Origin of the sequence: Stenotrophomonas sp. SBJS02 (assembly GCF_020428325.2) — a bacterium.
Lineage (GTDB): Bacteria > Pseudomonadota > Gammaproteobacteria > Xanthomonadales > Xanthomonadaceae > Stenotrophomonas > Stenotrophomonas africana.
In genome coordinates this window covers 2,032,391-2,051,579 of the sequence record NZ_CP109812.1, presented here as the reverse complement: position 1 = coordinate 2,051,579, position 19,189 = coordinate 2,032,391, and the positions used below count along the sequence as shown (strand labels likewise).

Sequence of the window (19,189 nt, the reverse complement as noted above, 5' to 3'; positions counted from 1 at the left end):
CTTCGCCATGATTGCCTATGCATTCTTCTGGGCATGCACCATGGTTCCGCCGTCGGCATATCAAGGCATCATGCATGAGAACAACTACATGTTCATGCATCTGCCATCCCACCTTTTGGTTGGTGGATGCGTTGTCGCGTTCATCTTGGGCGCAACGGTTTTCGGAAGGAGAGCGCCTCATCCTTCGAGCGACCTAAGCAATCGCAGACCCATGGGCTCTGCGCTTATTGCCCTCCCCATTGTAGGGCTTTCGATAGTCAATCTGATTTCCATTGCACTTCTTCTGAACAACAATCCCAACCTATTGACGGGATGGCTTAGTGACGGACGAAGCGCAAAGATGGATCTGGACGCGACCGGAGCAATGACCAACGCGCTCCCGGCACTCTACGCCGCTTGCTGGTGGGGCGCATGGCGCTTGATGGATCGCGAACACTTAACTGGCAAGCGGGAATGGATATTACGATTCGTACTGACTGGCGGGATACTGATCGCCATTTATAGCGCGCTAATCAAAGTCGCGCGCTACGACCTACTCCCCTGCGTATTTGGTCTGGCCGTCGTATTCCTGGCTCATCGATACAGCACTGGCAGATTGAAACTCGCCAAGAGCATGACCTCCTTCCTGGTCATGGTCGCAGCAGTCGCAGCGCTGTTTCTGGCGATGGCATGGCTTCGCGGGAGCGACGAGCTTGCCGCACTAGGCAAGAACGTGATCGGATACACCGCTGCAAGCTACAATCGACTAGCCGCCCTTCTCGATGGGGACATCAACTTCCCTTACTCCGGCACTGGCGTCTACTCGTTCAAATTCCTTACATACATTCCGGTTTTGAATAGATGGATTGATTTCGCATCCCTGTTTGGCATGCCTACCAAGGAAGAAGCCTGGATAAGCGAATTCGGAGCAATCGCACAGTCGGGGCTTGACGGAAGCTACATATGGGCATCCGCGTTCGGCTATGTCTACTCAGACATAGGCATACTCGCAGTGGCCTACTTCTTCTTCATCGGCCTGGCATCAATGGCTGCTTGGCGGAGCATGATCACAGGGCACGTCGCAGGCTTAACAATATATCCATGGATCGCATTCTCCATCCTATTCTGGATGGGTGACAATTTCCTCGCCTACTCGAAGCTTATCGTGTTCGCTGGAACTGCGGTTCTTATGGGGGGGTACGAGAAGCTAGCACGAGCAAAGCGCCACCAGAGCTGATTTGAAAAATCATGATTCGATCGATTAGGAGCTCATTCTTGCTGCTTCCCCAACCCAGCGGGCCAGCCGCGATATGAATAAGTCACTCCACCGACCAACCAAAGTTCTAATGATCACAGCTCGCGCAGACCATGGCGGTGGGCCGCGACATCTGGAATTGCTTCTTCGTGATGGCGCAGGCTGGATCACCCCTTACTTGGCCTGCCCCGAGGACGATCCATACTGGGCGAGATTCAACGAAATTACTGGTGGCCGCGTATTTCGAATCCCCCATAGGAAATTCGAACTTCGCCAAGCTTGGCGCTTGGCAATGCATGCGCGCCGCGAAGGAATTCATCTAGTTCACGCACATGGGAAAGGCGCAGGGCTGTATGCGCGTTTCGTTTCTGCCATAGCGCGAATCCCAGGCGTTCATACCGCGCATGGAATTCATGTTGGAGAGTACGGACGGATTAGCAGAAAGATCTATGGCCTTTATGAGAACGCAAGTTCACTCTGGGTGGAGCACGTAATTCACGTATCAGACGAAGAGAAATCGCAGGCGCGGGCGATTGGATTGTGGCGGAAGCGGCCATCGACCGTTATCTCCAATGGCGTAGTCAGCCACACATCAAGTGAAATCAGCGATATGCGCGACCGAGCGCGCCAAAAGTTGGGCGTGCAGGACGGAAGGCCCATCGCCGTCACCGTCAGTCGATTCGACTATCAGAAGAACATGCCGGAAGCATATGCCATTGCAAAAGCTCTGCCAGATATGCACTTCATCTGGATAGGTTCCGGCGTTGACTCTCCGACGCTAGCAGAGCGCGCCGCATCAGAGGGAGTGAGCAACATCACTTTCCTCGGTCAGGTTGATAACCCATTGAACTACTTGGCGGCCGCGGACGTCTATCTCTCAACTTCGCGGTGGGAAGGCCTTCCTCTGGCTGTGCTGGAAGCAATGTCCTTGGGTATTCCTTCTGTTCTGTCGGATGTTACTGGACATGTCGAGCTTGTACGTAAACATGGCGTCGGGCTTCTCTACACGCTGGGAGACGTCGGCTCGGCCACAGCCGCACTACTGCGTGTTGCACACGAAAAGCCGCTTCAGAAGGCACTCTCGGAGCAGGCACTTCATTCGCAGCTGCACAAATTCTCATCGAAGGTCGTCGCAATGGAGACCGCCGCCATTTACAAGAAAGTACTGAAAGAATGAAAGTAGCGATCATCCATTACTGGTTCGTCACTTGGCGAGGCGGTGAAAAGGTAATTGAGCAACTACTCAGGCTCTATCCAGAGGCCGATGTCTTCACACATGTTGCAAGCCCAGAGATAGAACATAAGCACCTTGCGGGGCGTCGGGTGCAGAAAACTTTTGTATCCAGACTGCCTGGAGCTCGAAAGCGCTATCAGAAGTATCTTCCGTTCATGCCCATTGCCTTGGAGCAACTGGACCTTACCGGCTACGACCTGATCATATCGAGCGAGTCCGGGCCCGCGAAGAACGTCATTACACATCCTGATGCAGTACACATCTGCTATTGCCATAGCCCGATGCGGTATGTCTGGGACATGTATCGGCTATATCTCGCGGATGCTGGATGGCTGACCAGGCTGTTGATGCGACCATTGATGCATTACATGCGAATCACCGATTCCGTGTCGGCCTCTCGCGTTGATCACTTCATTGCAAACTCGAAGTTCATCGCACGCCGCATAGACAAGTGCTATCGCCGAAGCGCTGAGGTCATCCACCCTCCGGTTGAGGTAGACGACTTTGAAGCGCGCGCCGAGAAGCAGGACTATTACCTGCTCCTCGGCCAGTTAACTGCCTACAAGAAAGCTGATCTGGTAATGGATGCGTTCCTTCGCAGCGGGAAGCGCCTGGTCATCATCGGTGAAGGTGAGCAACTGGCGGCCATGCAGGCGCGGGCAACGGATCGAGTCATCGTTCTCGGGCGGCAACCGTTCCCTGCACTGAAGGAGCACTTGGCCAATGCGAGAGCTTTGGTGTTTCCTGGCGTAGAGGATTTCGGCATCGTCCCGCTTGAGGCGATGGCCTCCGGAACTCCCGTCATCGCATTTGCAAAAGGAGGCGCGCTCGAGACAGTTGTAGAAAGCGACGACCCCGACGTGGCCACGGGATTGTTTTTCCACGAGCAATCCGTTGAAGCGATCAATGATGCCATCGCTCGTTTTGAGGCGCGTCCAAGGCCCATTTCGGCTACCGCATGCCGTGCGAGGGCTGAGAAGTTTGGGCCTGATCGATTCAGGGAAGAGCTCTCGTCTTTCATCCAGGCAAAGATCCGCAAGGAAGCCTGATCCAATTAGCCTTTAGGGAAGAATATGAAGGTTCTCATCTGCGGCGGCGCCGGCTACATCGGCAGCCACATGGCCCAGTATCTGGCCGAAGCCGGCCACTCCGTAACCGTGCTCGACAACTTGTCTACTGGTCACCGCGATGCCGTCCGCTGGGGTGAACTGCTGGAAGCCGATCTACTGGCCCCCGAAACACTCGAGCGCGCCCTCCAAGGCCGTCACTTTGACGCCGTGATGCACTTCGCCGCACGTTCGCTGGTGGGCGAATCGGTTTCCGCTCCTTATACCTACTACGCCAACAACGTCACCGGCACGTTGAACCTGCTGGAGGCCATGCGCCGCCACGACATTGATCGCATCGTGTTCTCCTCCACCGCTGCGGTATTCGGTAATCCACAGTCGGATGTGATCGACGAGGACCACCCCAAGGCGCCGATCAACCCCTACGGCGCCAGCAAGCTGATGGCAGAGCGGATCCTCGCTGACGCAGCCACAGCCTACGGCCTGCGCTCGACCTGCCTGCGCTACTTCAATGCCGCTGGCGCCCTGCCCGACCACGGCATTGGCGAGGCCCATGCCTGCGAAACCCACCTGATCCCCAATGTCCTGCGTGCCGCATTGGGCATCGGCAACGCCATGAAGGTGTTCGGCGATGACTACGCCACGCCCGATGGCACCTGCGTGCGCGACTATGTACATGTGCAGGACCTGGCCCAGGCCCACGCGCTCGCTCTTGAGTACATGGACCACACGCCCGGCGCGCATGCATTCAATCTCGGCAATGGCCAGGGCTTCTCTGTCCGCGAAGTCATCGCCGCTGCAGCAGAGGTGAGCGGGCGCAGCATTCAATTTGAGTTGGCAGAACGCCGGCCGGGCGATCCAGCCAGCCTCGTCGCCTCCTCCACCCGCGCTCGCCAATTGCTGGGGTGGCACCCCAAATGGACCGAGCTGGCACCGATCATCGAGAGCGCGTGGCAGTGGCATCGCAACCCGCCCGCATGGTCGCCACAGCCGGCCATTCCTGACACCGCGCGCAGCCTGGACGAAGCCCTGCCAGCCTGAACAGGCACCCCGTACAGGGATGGCCTATCGGTGCGGTTCCACCCCGCACCGCACCAAAGCCCAACCACCTCCCTCTGCTACCATCGGCGGTTCTGTTCATCGCGTCCCCCACCTGCCCGCGATGGCGCCAAACAACGTAACGAAACACAGGAGTCTGCATGTCTTCCGAGCTGCTCAAGTCCCTTGGCCTCGACGCGATCAACGCTGGCACGTACCTGGGCAACGGGGAGTGGTCGAGCGCGACCAGCGGTGAGCTGATCACCCCGGTCAACCCGACCACCGGCGAGCCGATCGCGCAGGTCCGCGCGACCACCGAGGCCGAGTACGAGACCGTCGTCGCCCGCGCCCAGGAAGCCTTCAAGATCTGGCGTACCACGCCGGCCCCGCGCCGCGGTGAAGCCGTGCGCCTGTGCGGCGAAGCACTGCGCAAGCACAAGGACGCCCTGGGTTCGCTGGTCGCCCTGGAAATGGGCAAGAGCAAGCCGGAAGGCGATGGCGAAGTGCAGGAGATGATCGACATCGCCGATTTCGCCGTGGGCCAGAGCCGCATGCTGTACGGCTACACCATGCATTCCGAGCGCCCCGGCCACCGCATGTACGAGCAGTACCACCCGCTGGGCCTGGTCGGCATCATCTCGGCCTTCAACTTCCCGGTCGCGGTGTGGAGCTGGAATTCGTTCCTGGCCGCCATCTGCGGCGACGTGTGCATCTGGAAGCCGTCCAACAAGACGCCGCTGACCGCCATCGCCTCGCTGAAGATCTGCAACGACGCCCTGCGCGAAGCCGGCTTCCCGGACATCTTCTTCCTGATCAACGATGCCGGCACTGCGCTGTCGGAAAAGATGGTCGATGACCGTCGCGTGCCGCTGATCAGCTTCACCGGCTCGACCCAGGTCGGCCGCACCGTCAACGAGAAGGTCGCACGCCGCCTCGGCCGCTGCCTGCTGGAGCTGGGTGGCAACAACGCCATCATCCTGGACGAAACCGCCGACCTGAAGCTGGCCGTGCCGGGCATCGTGTTCGGCGCGGTCGGTACCGCCGGCCAGCGCTGCACCACCACTCGCCGCCTGATCGTGCACCGCTCGATCTACGCCGACGTGCTGGCCACCCTGGTCAAAGCCTACAAGCAGGTGGAAGGCAAGATCGGTGACCCGACCGATGCCGCCAACCTGATGGGCCCGCTGAACAGCGATGGCGCCGTGCAGCAGTTCCTCGATGCCATCGCCCAGGCCAAGTCCGCCGGCGGCACCATCGAAACCGGTGGTACCCGCATCGACCGCGCAGGCAACTTCGTGCTGCCGGCGATTGTCTCGGGCCTGAAGAACAGCGACGCCGTGGTCCAGCACGAGACCTTCGCGCCGATCCTGTATGTGATGCCATACGACAGCATCGACGAAGCCATCGATATGCAGAACGGCGTGCCGCAGGGCCTGTCGTCCTCGATTTTCACCCAGAACCTGAAGACCGCCGAGAAGTTCCTGTCGGCGGCCGGCAGCGACTGCGGCATCGCCAACATCAACATCGGCACGTCCGGTGCGGAGATCGGCGGCGCCTTCGGTGGCGAGAAGGACACCGGCGGTGGCCGCGAGTCCGGCTCGGATGCGTGGAAGGTCTATATGCGTCGCCAGACCAACACCATCAACTATTCGGATTCGCTGCCGCTGGCCCAGGGCATCAAGTTCGACCTGTAACGCTGTTTTGTAGTGCCGAGCCATGCTCGACAGGACGGGCCATGAACACTGCAGGAAGTGCCGCCGAGCATGGCTCGGCGCTACAGGCTGACAAGCCGGTGATTGATTTCACCGGCCGCCGCGTGCTGATCGCCGGCGGCAGCAAGGGCATCGGTCGTGAAATGGCACTGGCATTTGCCGGCGCCGGTGCGCAGGTCTCGGTCTGCGCGCGCGGCCAGGCCGGTCTGGATGCCCTGCGTGCCGATGCACGGGTGCAGGGCTTCGAACTGCACACATTCTCCGCCGATCTGGCCGATCCCGGCCAGATCCAGGCCTGGCTGCAGGCAGCCGCCGATGCACTTGGTGGCATCGATGTGCTGGTCAACAACGCCACTGGCTACGGCATGGCAGACGACGAGGACGGCTGGGCCGCCAGCCTGCAGATCGATCTGATGGCCGCCGTGCGTGCCTCGCGTCTGGCCCTGCCCTGGCTGCGTGCGTCCAGTGACGCCTGCATTCTCAATCTCTCTTCGATCGCCGCGCAGCAGCCGCGCCCCGGTGGTGCCCCCTACGCCGCCGCCAAGGCCGCGCTTTCGCACTACACCACCTCGCAGGCCCTTGCGTTGGCCAAGGACAGGATCCGGGTCAATGCCATCGCACCGGGGTCGATCGAGTTCGATGACGGCCTCTGGGACCGCCGCCGCACCGAAGATCCCGCCCTGTACCACGGTACGCTGGCGAAGATCCCGTTCGGTCGCTTCGGCCACCCGCGCGAGATCGCCGATGCCGCCCTGTTCCTGTGCTCGCCGTTGGCGCGCTGGGTCACCGGCAGCGTGCTCAACGTGGATGGCGGCCAGGTGTTGATGGGCTGACACCGGCACTCGGGTAGCCGCCAACCTTGGTTGGCATGCCTTTCGTCGACCAAGGTCGACGCCTACCCTGCTGAATTGCCCTTTGTCGACCAAGGTCGACGCCTGCCCTCGCATCCGCCGGGCATGGGATTGCCCGGGCAGAGGCACTATCATGTGCACACTGCCAAGGAGGACCCCGATGAGCGTGGCACCCCGACAGACAAGCGCCCTGGCCGTGGTGAGCCTGGTCATGGGCATCGCCAGCTGGACCGTCCTGCCCTTCGTGGCCAGCATCGTGGCCATCATCACCGGCCACATGGCCCGCGCCGAGATCCGCCGCCGCCCGCATGAACTGGAAGGCGATGGCCTGGCCGTCACCGGCCTGGTACTGGGCTGGGTGATGGTCGGCGCCGTGCTTGCCGCCATCCTGGTCTTCATCCTGTTCTTCGGTGGCCTGGCGTGGCTGGCGGCGGTGTCGAACTGACGCCATGACCGCCTCCGACAGCACTGAACGCTTCAGCAGCCGCGTCGCCGACTACGTCCGCTACCGGCCCGATTACCCGCCGGCCCTGCTGGAATGGCTGCACGGCCCGATGGGTGTCAGCCGCGAGGCCCGGGTGGCCGACATCGGTGCTGGCACCGGTATCTCCAGCCGCCAGTTTCTGGCCAGCGGTCACCCGCTGGTGGCGGTCGAGCCGAATGCCGCCATGCGCGCCGCCGCCGAACAGTGGCTGGCGCCACAGTATCCGGACTTTTCCGCCGTCGATGGCCGCGCCGAGGCCACCGGCCTGGACGATGCCAGCGTTGATCTGGTCAGCGTCGCGCAGGCCTTCCATTGGTTCGACACCGTGGCGGTGCGCGCCGAGTGGCAGCGCATCCTGCGTCCGGGTGGCCTGGCACTGATCTATTGGAATTCACGACTGCTCGATGCCAGTCCGTTCCTGATCGGCTACGAACAGTTGCTGCTGGACTACGGTACCGACTACACCGCCGTGGCCGAGCGCTACCAGGACGATGCCACCATGCAGGCCTGGTTCGGCCCCGGTCTGCGCGGCAGGGTGGAGCTGCCGAACGTACAGCATCTGGATTTCGATGCCCTGCGCGGGCGCCTGCTGTCCTCCTCCTATGCCCCGCAATCTGGTCATCCGCGCCACGCGCTGATGATCGACGCTCTGCAGGACCTGTTCGCCGCCCACGCGGTCGACGGCCAGGTCGCTTTTGAATATCGAACCCGAGCCTTCCTCGGCACGCTGGACTGAAACCTACGCATGTATTCGCTTGCCCGCCCCTTCCTGTTCTCGCTCGACGCCGAGCGCGCCCACGGCCTCGGCCTGTCCGCACTGGACCTGGCCTATCGCACCGGCACCACGCCGCTGCTGGCCGCACGCATCGCGCCGATGCCCAGCACGGTGTTCGGGCTGACCTTCCCCAATCCGGTCGGCCTGGCCGCCGGCCTGGACAAGAATGGCGAGCACATCGATGCATTGTTCGCGCTGGGTTTCGGCTTCGTCGAGATCGGCACCATCACCCCGCGCCCGCAGGCCGGCAATCCGCAGCCGCGGCTGTTCCGCCTGCCGGCGCACAACGCGATCATCAACCGCATGGGCTTCAACAATGCGGGCGTGGACGCGCTGGTACGCAATGTCGAACGCGCGCGCAACCGCCGCGGCATGCTCGGCATCAACATCGGCAAGAACAAGGACACTCCCAACGAACAGGCCGTGGACGATTACATCGCCTGCCTGGACAAGGTCTATCCGCTGGCCGACTACATCACCGTCAACATCTCCTCGCCCAACACCGCCGGCCTGCGTGAACTGCAGGAAGAGACCGCACTGCGCCAGCTGGTCAGCCAGCTGCGTGACCGCCAGGAAGACCTTGCTGCCCGCCACGGCCGCCGCGTGCCGATGCTGGTGAAGGTGGCGCCGGACCTTAGCGAGCGCGACATCGACGCCGCTGCCCGCGTGCTGGGCGAGCTGCAGGTGGACGGCGTGATCGCCACCAATACCACCATCGACCACAGCAAGGTGGCCGGCGATCCGCTGGCCAACGAGGCCGGCGGCCTGTCCGGCGCGCCGGTGCTGGAGCAGTCCACGCTGGTGCTGCGCCGCCTGCGTTCGCGCCTGCCCGAATCGGTGCCGCTGATCGGCGTCGGCGGCATCCTGTCCGGTGCAGATGCGGCGGCCAAGATGGCGGCCGGTGCCGCGCTGGTGCAGTGTTACAGCGGCCTGATCTTCCGTGGCCCAGCCCTGGTCTCCGAATGCGTGGAGGCGATCCGCCGCCGCCGCGAAGCGCCGAGCCGCGGCGCGGTGGCCCCACTGTGAGCGCGCCCATGGATACCGTCGACGGCAACGCCCCGCTGCGCTGGACGCTCACCCGCAATGCGCCGCTGCAGGCGCTGAACACCTTCCATGTGCAGGCCAGCGCAGCCCAGCTGCTGGAACTGCACGATGCCGCACTGCTGCCGGAAGTGCTCGCGCTGCCCGACGTGGCCAGTGGCCCGCTGCTGGTGCTGGGCAGCGGCAGCAACGTCCTGATCGCCGAAGACCTGCCGGGCACCGTGCTGGTGTTCGGCAACCGTGACATCAGTTTCCTTGAACACCGCGCCGACCATGCGGTGATCCGCGCCGGTGCCGGCGTGCCCTGGCACGGGCTAGTGATGTGGTCCCTGCAGGAGGGCCTGTCCGGCCTGGAGAACCTGGCGCTGATTCCCGGCACCACCGGTGCCGCGCCGATCCAGAACATCGGTGCCTACGGCGCGCAGGTCGGCGAATTCATCCAGGCCGTGGAGGCCTGGGACTGCCAGGAGCGGGCCTGGGTGCGGCTGGACAACGAACAGTGTGGCTTCGCCTACCGCGACAGCGTGTTCAAGCAGCAGCCGGATCGCTACCTGATCACCGCCATCGAGCTCAAGCTGCCGCTGCTGCACGATCTGCGCATGGACTACGCCGGCATCCGCGAGGAGCTGCAGGCACAGGGCGTGGAGCTGCCGAGCGCAGTGGACGTGGCCAACGCGGTGATTGCGATCCGCCGCCGCAAGCTGCCCGACCCGGATGTGCTGGGCAACGCCGGCAGCTTCTTCAAGAACCCGGTGCTGCCGCTGGAACAGGTCGACGTGCTGCTGCAGCACTTCCCCGAACTGCCCGTGTTCCCGGCAGACCGCGAGGACAAGCGCAAGGTCTCGGCGGCATGGATGATCGAGTCCTGCGGCTGGAAGGGTTTCCGCGAAGGCGATGCCGGTGTTGCACCGAGCCACGCACTGGTGCTGGTCAACCACGGCAACGCCACCGGCGCTGAGCTGCTGGCGCTGGCGCGCCGCATTTCCGCTTCGGTGCTGGAAAAGTTCGGCGTGCCCATCGAACCGGAGCCCCGCCTGCTCGGCGCACAGTGGTGAACACCCCCGCCTTTTCCCCCAGCGCCACCCCGATGCGGGCGGCGCTGCTGATGCTCGGCAGCACCATGGCATTCGGCCTGATGGCGGTGGCCATCCGCTATGCCACGCGCTACGTGCCGACCCAGGAAGTGGCGTTCTTCCGCAATGCCTTCGGTCTGCTCGCGTTGCTGCCGATGTTGCTGCGTCCCGGCCACGCGCCGCTGAAGACCCGGCAGCTGCCGCGCTATTTCGTGCGCAGTGCGATCGGCCTGGGCTCGATGCTGTGCGCGTTCTGGGCACTGGGCCACCTGCCGTTGGCGCAGGCGGTTTCGCTCTCGTACTCCACGCCGCTGTTCGTCACCATCGCCGCCGTGCTGTGGCTGGGCGAGACCGTGCGCGTGCGCCGCTGGGCCGCAGTTGTGGTCGGCTTCATCGGTGTACTGGTGATCGTCCGCCCCGGCACTGCCGGCTTCACGGCCGGCAGCCTGGTCGCTGTCGGTGCGGCCGTGCTCAGCTCGCTGGTGGCGATCCAGATCAAGCAGCTGACCCGTATCGACAGCGCGGACACCGTGGTGCTCTATACCTACGTGTTCTGGGTACCGCTGTCGCTGGTCCCGGCATTGTTCGTCTGGGTCTGGCCCACCGGCATGGCGTGGCTGTGGCTGCTGGCCACCGGCGTGCTCGGCACCGTCGGCCAGCTGTTGTGGACGCGTGCGCTGCGGCTGGGCGAAGTCTCGGCGCTGACCCCGATCAGCTTCCTGCAGCTGCCGCTGGTCACGCTATGCGGCTGGCTGCTGTTCAACGAAACGGTGGACCGCTGGACGATCATCGGTGCCGGCATCATCCTCGCCGCCAACGCGTACATCGCCCATCGCGAGGCCGTGTTGTCGCGCCGCGCCGCAAGTGCTGCTGCCTCGGCAGCAGCCAAGCCCGCAGAATGAAAACCATCTGCATGGACAAGCCATGGGGCCTGCACGGGCAAGCCACGGGTCGTGCATGGACAGGCCATAGGTAGAGTCGACTGTTAGTCGACTGCTTTTCGTTCGGAGCGGGCAGAAACCGCGCTGCGCGCGATAGTCGACTAACAGTCGACTCTACCCGGGGCGATGCTGGCAACGGCCCAGAACCTAATCCAGTGCGCGATACACCCGCTCCGCCGCATCGAACACATTGCCCGGTGCGAACTGCTCCCCCAGGTAATGCAATGACTGCCGGCGCAACTGCGGCGAACGCTCCTCCCCATCGCTGCCCAGCAGCACCTGCTGGAACTCGATCAGGTCCTGCAGAATGCGCCAATGCCGGTACCAGGCGATCCAGCGCGGGTCGCCGCGGTCGCTGCCGTAGCCCTCCTCGAAGCCCAGCGGATTCTCGCGCCCCCAGCGCCCACCAACGGCAGCACCGATGAACATCAGGTCGCGCTCACGCGGTGCCAGCGACAGGCCATCCCAGTCGATCAGGTGCAGGCCACCGTCATTGCCCATCAGCAGGTTGCCGGCATGCAGATCGGTGTGGCACAGATACAGGTCTACCGGCACGTCCTGCAATGCCGCGAGCAGTTCCCGTGCCTGCGCATGCAGCGCCGCGATGCGCGCATGCTGCTGGTCCCATACCGAAACGAATGCGCGGCCCAGCCCGTCCTTCGCGGCCGCCAGGTCTTCGCCGGCCAACCATTGCCCGACGGTCTCCAGTGCCGCAGTTTCCAGCCGGACGATCGGCAGCGCCCGCTGCAGTTCCACCGGCAGCTGTGCGCCGTGCAGGTGCCGCAGCACCTCCCCCAGCCGTTTCCACTGCGTGCGGCTCAACGCCGCCTCGAACCCGGACTGGCCTTCCACATAAGGGAACAGGGTGAACTGCAATCCCCAGCGCTGCACCGACGCACCACCGGTCAGTGCCGGCCACGGCGCGACGATCTCATCGATCCCCAGCGTGCCGCGCAACCAATGCAGGCTGTCCCACACGGCCGGGTCGACCTGGTAGGTGCGGCATTTCAACCACCACTGCCCGTGTCGCGCATCGACGCGATACACGCTGGCATTGGCGTCGGCGCCCACCGGGCGTGGCACCACGGCGGTGGGGGTGATGCCATAGGATTGTTGCAGGACTTCGCCGAGATGCTGCGCCGAAGCGAATGACATGGATGCAAGCGGAAAGTGTTACCTGCCACCACTATCGCAGATGCGCTCACCACGACACAGACATGTCCGTCACAACATCGCCTCGGCAGGACCGGAGAACTAGCCTGCGATGCGCCGCATCACCGTCTCCAGCGGGCCGCGTGCGAACTGCCACGACCACAGCCATGCCGCGCCGGTCGCCAGCATCAGGAACAGCAGTGCCCAGAGCAGCACCGACGCGAGCGATGCACTGCCATCGAGCAGGCCCAGGCTTTCCAGCGTACCCTTGCCCAGCAGGATGTGGCCGACGTACAGGGTCAGGGTCATGCGCCCGGCCGCGGTGAACGGTTCCATCCAGTCACCCGGTCGCACACGTGTCAGCCACAGGCAGGCGGCAATGACACTGCACGCCGCGCCCGCACCGGTGAGTACATAGGCGGGCCCCGGCGGCATCGGCTGCGTTCCCAACCACACCTGCCAGGGCGTTCCCTGCGCAAGCTGCTGCACGCCATGTCCAGCCGCGATCAGCAGCAGGCCCAGTACCAGCAGCGCGCGCTGGACCCGCGGTTGCGACAGCTGCAGGCGTGCCAGCAACATCCCCAGCAGGAAGAAGCACAGCCACGGCAGCAGAGGATGGAAGCCATTGAACAGCAGGTTGCGGGCCGCGCCCGGCCAGTGCCACAGACCGGCGTACTCCAGCGTCTGCCAGTTCCACCCCTGGCTGTAGTCCCAGTGCAGCAACGCCCAGAACGAACCGGCCGCCAGAGCGATGATGCTGTCCAGCAACACCCGCGGCGAGGCCCGCAGCCACAGCACCGCCAACCCGAAATACACCGCGTAGTAGTGCAGGATATCGGCCGGGAACAGGGTCAGGTTGAGCAGGCCCAGCACCAGCAGGAACAGTGCGCGCCGCCAGGTCTGCACACTGGCCGGCCACCACCCCTGCCGCTGCGTGGCCAGCACCAGGCCAAGACCGGCCAGGGTGACGAAGGTCGCCGAGGCCTTGCCTTCCAGCAGATGGAAGAACCCTGCCAACCAACCCTCTCCCTCTGCGGGCACGGCCATCGCCAGGCGGAAGTTGACCAGCACCATGCCGGCCAGCGCCAGGTAACGCGCCAGATCAAGGCCGTGCAATCGCCGGTCAACGGCGTTCATGCGCGCGCCCCGAGCAGCAGCGCGAGCAGGCCAGGATCCAGCGAAGCCTCATCGCTGCCATCGGCTTCGCCCAGCCCCCGACGCAGCGCATCGCTTTCGATGGCATCCAGCAGCACCTGAGCCTGCAGTGCCGGCGCCAGCACGGGACGCCGACGTTCGCGCTGTGCCACCTGCTGCAGGGCTTCGGCCAGGGTCGCCTGCAATTGCCTGCGATTGGCCGCGAATGCCTTGGCCACGGCCGGATTGCGTGCGCTCTCGGCCAGCACTTCGACGGCGAGCGTCGCCCATTCCGGCTGCCGGCAGAGTGCGTGGAAGTCCCGAAGGAACACCAGCACCTGTGCGCGCTCGCCATCGGACGCGGCCAGTCGCTGCAGCAACGGTGCCAGTTCTTCGCTCTCGGCCACCGCCACTGCAAGGATGATCGCTTCCTTGCCCGGGAAGTGGTTGTAGAGATTGCCCAGGCTGACACCGGCCGCCTGCGCGATGTCACGCATGCTGGTCTGGTGGAATCCCCTTGCGACGAAGCACTGCAGTGCCGCTTGCAGGATCAGGATCATGCGCTGCTCATTGCGGTCGATTCTGCTCATGCCATAAATAGTGAACGAACGTTCGTCCATTTTGAAGAGGGTAACCCGGCCACCACCGGACTTCGTTCAGGCAGCCTTGACCTCAACCGCTGTTGAGGCCCGATGCTGCCCGCCCCGCCCAACGCTCAACCCGGAGTTGCTGCATGCCACGGATGATCTCCACCCTGTTCGACAGCCGCGTGCTGTGGTTCCTCGCCCGACTGCTGCTGGCCGTGGTGTTCCTGTCCTCGGGTCTGGCCAAGCTGCTGGCGTGGGACAACAGCGTGGCCGAAATGCAGGCGGCCGGGCTGCAACCGCCCGCGCTGTTCAACATCGCCAGCGCCGTGGTGCTGCTGGGTGGCTCACTGTGCCTGCTGCTCGATCGCCTGCTATGGCTGGGCAGCGGCGCGCTGGCGGTGTTCATGCTGCTGACCATCGTCATCGTGCATAACTTCTGGACCAAGCACGGCGCGGAACAGCAGCTGGCGATGTTCTTCGCGCTGGAACACCTGAGCGTGGTCGGCGGCCTGATCTGCGCGGGCATCGCCAGCCATGCGCGGGCTCAGAAGAACTCGTCGAGCAACCGGTAGAACGCCAGCCGACGCTCGTCGACCAACGCGCCGTAGCGCTGGAACAACGGCGCCACCCAACGCGTGTCGCCGAAGTTGTGAACCAGGCTGCGCGCGGCCAGCGCCAGGTCCTGGTAGCGGTCGGCCACGCCCAGCCGCCCACAGTCGATGAAACCACTGAAACGCCCCTCGACCGCCATCAGGTTCGGCAGGCACGCATCGCCATGGCTGACCACCAGATCTTCATGGTCGGGCCGGGTGCTGCACAGTTCGGCGAACACCTGCTGTGCGCTCTGCCCCAGGCGCTCGTCATCGAAGTCATCGGCGTCGACCAGACCCGCCTCGACGCGGGCGGCGGCGGCCTGCAAGCGCGAGGCCAATCGCTGGTCGAACGGACAGGCTGCCACCGGCAACACATGCAGCCTGCGCAGCGCGTCAGCCAGCAGTTCCACCAACTGCTGCGGCGCAAGTTCCGGCGACGAGGCCAGGTCGCGGCCGGGCAGCGCGCTCATCAGCAACCAGCGCCGGCCCGCTTCTTCGGCGGTGGCAATCACCGTTGGCGCCGGCAGTCCCTGTGCCTGCAGCCAGCGCAGGCGCGTGATCTCATCGCCCAGCTCACTGAAGGCGTCGATCACTTCCGACTTCACGAAGGCATCGGGCTGGCCTGGCTGCTGCACACGAGCAACATCCGCACGCGACACGCCGATCGACCGCCGCTCGATGCGCGCATCGGCCAACGCTTCCTGCCACGCCCGCGGCAGCGGCAGGCCATCAGTGAAGGGATCGGGTGCTCCCATGTCGGGATGCTCCTGTTGCTGGGGACCCTACGGATTCTCGCCGATCCCGAAGCACACCGCCCAGCAGAGCGCGCAATGGAAGGAAGCAACATGAAATTGATGGTCATCGGCGCCAGCAGGGGCCTGGGTCGGGCGTTTGTGGAAGGCCTGAGCAGTGCGGGCGACACCGTCATCGGCGTTTCGCGCAGCCGTCCGCGCGATCTTGAATGCCCCGAGGGCGTCACCCTGCAGTGGATCGAAGCCGATCTGTCCCAACCTACCTTGGCTGCCAATCACATCGCAGCGCAGGCACCGGCCGATCTGGATGTGCTGATCCACAACCTGGGCATCTGGGAAGAGACCGCCTTCAGCGACGAGTACGCCTTCCTCGACGAGAGCGATGCCGCGCTCACCCAACTGGTCGACGTCAACATCACCGCCACCCTGGTGCTGCTGCAGCGCCTGCTGCCGCGAGTGCTCGGCGCACCACGCCCGCAGCTGGTGCTGACCGGATCAACCTCGGCACTGCCGCGCAGTGGCCGCCCGGAAGTGGCGTTCGGCGCATCCAAGTTCGCACTCAACGGCATCGCCGATGCACTGCGCGAGGGTTTCCGCGATCGCCGCCTGGCGGTGACCAGCCTGCAGCTGGGCTACCTCAACACCGACGATGCACTGTCGGTGCCAGCTGCAGAGGCCGCAGCGCGCGGCGACGGCGAGCTGGTGCCGGTGCACGACGTCGTTGCAATGGTGCGCGCGTTGCTGCAGTTGTCACCGTCCGGCTTCGTGCGCGAACTGGTGCTGCCGGCCATCGCCGACCCGCGCTACTGACTGTAGAGGCCTCGGCCCGGGGCCCTTGGTGGCCGCTCGGGCGCCTGTGGTTTACCCTGCTCCTCACTGGCCGTCGGTCACAGGCGGGAACCTGCTATGGATGCGCTTTCACGGGTCTCGGCCCAGGTCCTGGACAGCGCCCTGCCCAGCCTGCCGCTGTACCTGCTGCAGGCCACGGCGGTCATCGGCATGATCGGCGTGCTGTTGATCGCCACCCGCCGCGCCGGCCATGCCATTGAAGGCCGCCGCCTGTACGTGGGCGTGGCGCTGGGCCTGATCTACCTGTTCAATTCCTGGTTCGTGGCCCGCTACACCCAGGGTGTGGTCAAGCTCCACCTGGGTTTCGACATCCTGCTGATCAGCGGCCTGCTCGGCGGCTGGCGCGGTGGCCTGGCCTGCCTTGGCGCGAGCCTGCTGGCCCGCTACCAGTTCGTCGGCACCCAGTATTTCCTGCCGGCCGGCCTCGAGGCCACGCTGCAGATGCTGGCAGGCGTCTGGCTGCGCATGCGCCTGCACCCGCGCATGCTCAATGAACTCTCGCTGCGCATGATCCTGCAGGCCTGGGGCGTGCGTATCGTCGTCACTGCGTTGGGCCTGGCAATGGGCGTAGCTATCATCGGCGCCCATCAGCTGCCCGTGGATGAGCTGGCAATCCAGCGCCTGCTGGCACTGCCACTATCGCTGCTGATGCTGGGTGCGGTGTTCGCACTGGTCTACAACGATGCGCAGATCGATGCACAGCGTCAGCGCGAACACGCCTGGCTGCGCGTCGATCCGATCAGTGGCCTGCCCAACATGCGTGCGCTCGGCGAGCGCCTGCAGCACTACTGGCGCGACAACGACGGCATCGGCAAGGCCTGCCTGATCGTGGCCGAGATGGGCAACCTGCGCGACCTGCGCCTGCGCTACGGTCCGCTGCAGGACAACGGCCTGTGGCAGCGCGACAGCACCGAAGAGGTGCATCGGCTGCTGCCCTCGCTGCCGGCCGGGCAACTGGAGATCTACCAGTTCGGCGATGCCGCGCTGGCGATCCTGGTGCGCGACCTGACCTTGTCCGAACTGCGCACGCAACCGCAGATCACCGAGCTGGCCAGCAACCTGGCCGATCAGGTCGGCCGCGATTGGCCCGGCTTCCGGCCGCTGTTCCGCTGCGCGGTAGTCGAACTGAAGCCACCGGCCGCGGCAGACGATGGCCACCTGCCCTTCCGGGCAATCACCGTGGCGCTGAGTGCGATCGAATCCGGCGTCGTGTTCTTCGACGACCCGATCCAGCGCGACAGCGAGATCGACGCCCTGATTGAAGTCGCCCTTGATCACTGGCTGCAGCAGGGCGACGCCCCGCTGTGCTACCAGCCCAAGCATCGCCTGCAGGATCGCCAGCTGGTCGGCGCCGAAGCACTGCTGCGCATGCGCGACGGCGAGGGTCGGCTGATCGCGCCGATGCGGGTGATCTCGCTGCTGCGCCGGCAGGGGCGGCTGGCTGAACTGGAATGGGCCACGCTGCAGTCGGCCATCCACTTCCTGCAGCAGTGCCGACGCGATGGCACGCAGCTGAAAATCGCCGTGAATGTTTCGGCCGAGTCACTGCGCCTGCCCGACTTCGGCCTGCGCCTGCAGGAACTGCTGCAGCTGCACGATGTGCCCGGCGTGATGCTGCGCCTGGAGATCGTCGAATGGACCGAAATCGTCGAGCGCGACGTCGTCGATGCCAACATCGCGCAATTGCTGGCGGCCGAGGTCACCCTGTCGCTGGACGATTTCGGTGCCGGCTATTCAACCCTGATCCTGCTCTCGCAGCTGGCCATCGCCGAGGTCAAGATCGAGCAGGCGCTGATCGCCACGCTGTCCGACGCCAAGTCGCAGTCGATCGTGCGCTTCATCGTCGAAGTCGCGCACCGCTGCGGCGCCATCGTGGTGGCCGAAGGTACCGAAACCCTGGCGCAGGAACAGCAACTGCGCGCACTGGGCGTGGATGTCGGCCAGGGCTATCTGTACTCGGCCGCGCTGCCGGCCGACGAGTTCCGCCGCTTCGCCGCCAGCTAGACCGCGTAGAACCCCAGGAACATCGCCACCGCCGATTCGGCCACGCGTGCACGCTCCTGTGCGTTCAACGGCGCCTGCCCCATCGTCACCTGTGGCCAGAACGCAAAGCTCTTCACCAGCCCGTGCAGCTGGTGGCCAGCAAATTCCGGATCGACCTCGCGCAGCCGGCCATCAGCGATGGCCGCGCGGATCCAGGCACTCTCGCCGCTTTCCTTTTCACCCATGCGGCAGACGACGGCCTGCGCACGCTCCGGTGAGTGGATGATCTCGGCCATCGCCACCCGCGCCAGGTCGATGAAGTTGGCATCGCTGAGCAGTTCCAGCTTCTGGCCCAGCAACTGCAGCAGCTGCGCCTGCAGCGGCTGGTCGGCGCGGTACGGCAATGCATCGCTGGCCACGCTGCGTTCCCACAGTTCCTCCAGGATCATCGAGAACAACGCTTCCTTGCTCGGGAAGTGGTTGTAGACGGTGCGCTTGGAGACCCCGGCCGCCTCTGCAATGCGGTCCATGCTGGTCGCCTCGTAGCCCGATGCACGGAACTCCTCCACCGCCGCGCGCACGATGGCATCGCGTTTACGGTCGGTCAGGCGTTGTGGGGCACGGGGCATGGCGGGAACCGGATAACTGAACGGACGCCACCATTTTACACCCATCAGTGTACTTTTGAA

General features: G+C 64.4%; 19 protein-coding genes. 14 read left to right on the top strand and 5 right to left on the bottom strand.

Features of this window, described 5'->3' with window-relative positions; translation table 11 throughout:
* Nucleotides 1-7 precede the first annotated feature (7 nt).
* The 11 genes from FQS62_RS09725 to FQS62_RS09675 all read left to right on the top strand — a co-directional run bounded on the left by FQS62_RS09725 (nt 8) and on the right by FQS62_RS09675 (nt 11,411).
* Nucleotides 8-1,216 carry a hypothetical protein gene (locus tag FQS62_RS09725; protein ID WP_154348945.1) on the top strand — a complete coding sequence of 403 codons (1,209 nt, stop codon included), beginning with the start codon at nt 8-10 and terminating at the stop codon, nt 1,214-1,216.
* Nucleotides 1,217-1,325: 109 nt separating this feature from the next.
* Nucleotides 1,326-2,411, top strand: coding sequence for a glycosyltransferase (locus tag FQS62_RS09720; RefSeq protein WP_162292117.1), 1,086 nt, complete (start codon nt 1,326-1,328; stop codon nt 2,409-2,411).
* Complete coding sequence (locus FQS62_RS09715; RefSeq protein WP_154348943.1) at nt 2,408-3,517, top strand: glycosyltransferase; 1,110 nt, start codon at nt 2,408-2,410, stop codon at nt 3,515-3,517. Before FQS62_RS09720 ends, FQS62_RS09715 begins: the two co-directional genes overlap by 4 nt.
* 24 nt (nt 3,518-3,541) lie before the next feature.
* A complete protein-coding gene (galE, locus tag FQS62_RS09710; RefSeq protein ID WP_208043680.1) occupies nt 3,542-4,576 on the top strand; it encodes a UDP-glucose 4-epimerase GalE in 1,035 nt (344 codons plus the stop codon).
* Nucleotides 4,577-4,734: 158 nt separating this feature from the next.
* Nucleotides 4,735-6,267, top strand: a complete 1,533-nt coding sequence (locus tag FQS62_RS09705; protein WP_208043679.1) for an L-piperidine-6-carboxylate dehydrogenase — start codon at nt 4,735-4,737, stop codon at nt 6,265-6,267.
* A gap of 41 nt (nt 6,268-6,308) precedes the next feature.
* Complete coding sequence (locus FQS62_RS09700; protein WP_208043678.1) at nt 6,309-7,118, top strand: SDR family NAD(P)-dependent oxidoreductase; 810 nt, start codon at nt 6,309-6,311, stop codon at nt 7,116-7,118.
* A gap of 178 nt (nt 7,119-7,296) precedes the next feature.
* The gene (locus tag FQS62_RS09695; RefSeq protein WP_005413144.1) at nt 7,297-7,581 is read left to right on the top strand and encodes a DUF4190 domain-containing protein; all 285 of its coding nucleotides are present in this window, start codon (nt 7,297-7,299) and stop codon (nt 7,579-7,581) included.
* 4 nt (nt 7,582-7,585) lie between these two features.
* A complete protein-coding gene (locus tag FQS62_RS09690) occupies nt 7,586-8,356 on the top strand; it encodes a class I SAM-dependent methyltransferase (protein ID WP_208043677.1) in 771 nt (256 codons plus the stop codon).
* Between the two features lie 9 nt (nt 8,357-8,365).
* Nucleotides 8,366-9,421, top strand: coding sequence for a quinone-dependent dihydroorotate dehydrogenase (locus FQS62_RS09685; RefSeq protein WP_057500944.1), 1,056 nt, complete (start codon nt 8,366-8,368; stop codon nt 9,419-9,421).
* Between the two features lie 8 nt (nt 9,422-9,429).
* On the top strand, nt 9,430-10,491 hold the full coding sequence (murB, locus tag FQS62_RS09680) for a UDP-N-acetylmuramate dehydrogenase (RefSeq protein WP_208043676.1): 1,062 nt from the start codon (nt 9,430-9,432) through the stop codon (nt 10,489-10,491).
* A 32-nt stretch (nt 10,492-10,523) separates the two neighbouring features.
* Nucleotides 10,524-11,411, top strand: coding sequence for a DMT family transporter (locus FQS62_RS09675; protein ID WP_049449687.1), 888 nt, complete (start codon nt 10,524-10,526; stop codon nt 11,409-11,411).
* A 186-nt stretch (nt 11,412-11,597) separates the two neighbouring features.
* On the opposite strand, the gene FQS62_RS09670 is transcribed toward FQS62_RS09675, so the two are convergent.
* The 3 genes from FQS62_RS09670 to FQS62_RS09660 form a co-directional block, all read right to left on the bottom strand.
* Nucleotides 11,598-12,605 carry an aminoglycoside phosphotransferase family protein gene (locus tag FQS62_RS09670; RefSeq protein ID WP_088480847.1) on the bottom strand — a complete coding sequence of 336 codons (1,008 nt, stop codon included), beginning with the start codon at nt 12,603-12,605 and terminating at the stop codon, nt 11,598-11,600.
* A gap of 99 nt (nt 12,606-12,704) precedes the next feature.
* On the bottom strand, nt 12,705-13,739 hold the full coding sequence (locus FQS62_RS09665; protein WP_208043675.1) for a DUF418 domain-containing protein: 1,035 nt from the start codon (nt 13,737-13,739) through the stop codon (nt 12,705-12,707).
* A complete protein-coding gene (locus tag FQS62_RS09660) occupies nt 13,736-14,326 on the bottom strand; it encodes a TetR/AcrR family transcriptional regulator (protein ID WP_208043674.1) in 591 nt (196 codons plus the stop codon). The genes FQS62_RS09665 and FQS62_RS09660 overlap by 4 nt, the downstream gene beginning before the upstream one ends.
* Before the next feature lie 143 nt (nt 14,327-14,469).
* Here FQS62_RS09660 and FQS62_RS09655 point away from each other — a divergent pair, with 143 nt between their 5' ends.
* On the top strand, nt 14,470-14,895 hold the full coding sequence (locus FQS62_RS09655) for a DoxX family protein (protein WP_154348936.1): 426 nt from the start codon (nt 14,470-14,472) through the stop codon (nt 14,893-14,895).
* Here the strand turns inward: FQS62_RS09655 and FQS62_RS09650 are convergent.
* Nucleotides 14,868-15,671, bottom strand: coding sequence for an APH(3')-II family aminoglycoside O-phosphotransferase (locus FQS62_RS09650; RefSeq protein ID WP_208043673.1), 804 nt, complete (start codon nt 15,669-15,671; stop codon nt 14,868-14,870). The two genes, FQS62_RS09655 and FQS62_RS09650, sit on opposite strands and share 28 nt — an antisense overlap.
* 90 nt (nt 15,672-15,761) lie before the next feature.
* Here FQS62_RS09650 and FQS62_RS09645 point away from each other — a divergent pair, with 90 nt between their 5' ends.
* Both FQS62_RS09645 and FQS62_RS09640 read left to right on the top strand, forming a co-directional pair.
* Nucleotides 15,762-16,478, top strand: a complete 717-nt coding sequence (locus tag FQS62_RS09645; RefSeq protein WP_208043672.1) for an SDR family NAD(P)-dependent oxidoreductase — start codon at nt 15,762-15,764, stop codon at nt 16,476-16,478.
* A 96-nt stretch (nt 16,479-16,574) separates the two neighbouring features.
* The gene (locus tag FQS62_RS09640; RefSeq protein WP_208043671.1) at nt 16,575-18,521 is read left to right on the top strand and encodes an EAL domain-containing protein; all 1,947 of its coding nucleotides are present in this window, start codon (nt 16,575-16,577) and stop codon (nt 18,519-18,521) included.
* Here the strand turns inward: FQS62_RS09640 and FQS62_RS09635 are convergent.
* Entirely contained in the window at nt 18,518-19,129 is a 612-nt protein-coding gene (locus FQS62_RS09635) for a TetR/AcrR family transcriptional regulator (protein WP_208043670.1), read from the bottom strand. The genes FQS62_RS09640 and FQS62_RS09635 overlap by 4 nt on opposite strands.
* Nucleotides 19,130-19,189: the final 60 nt, after the last annotated feature.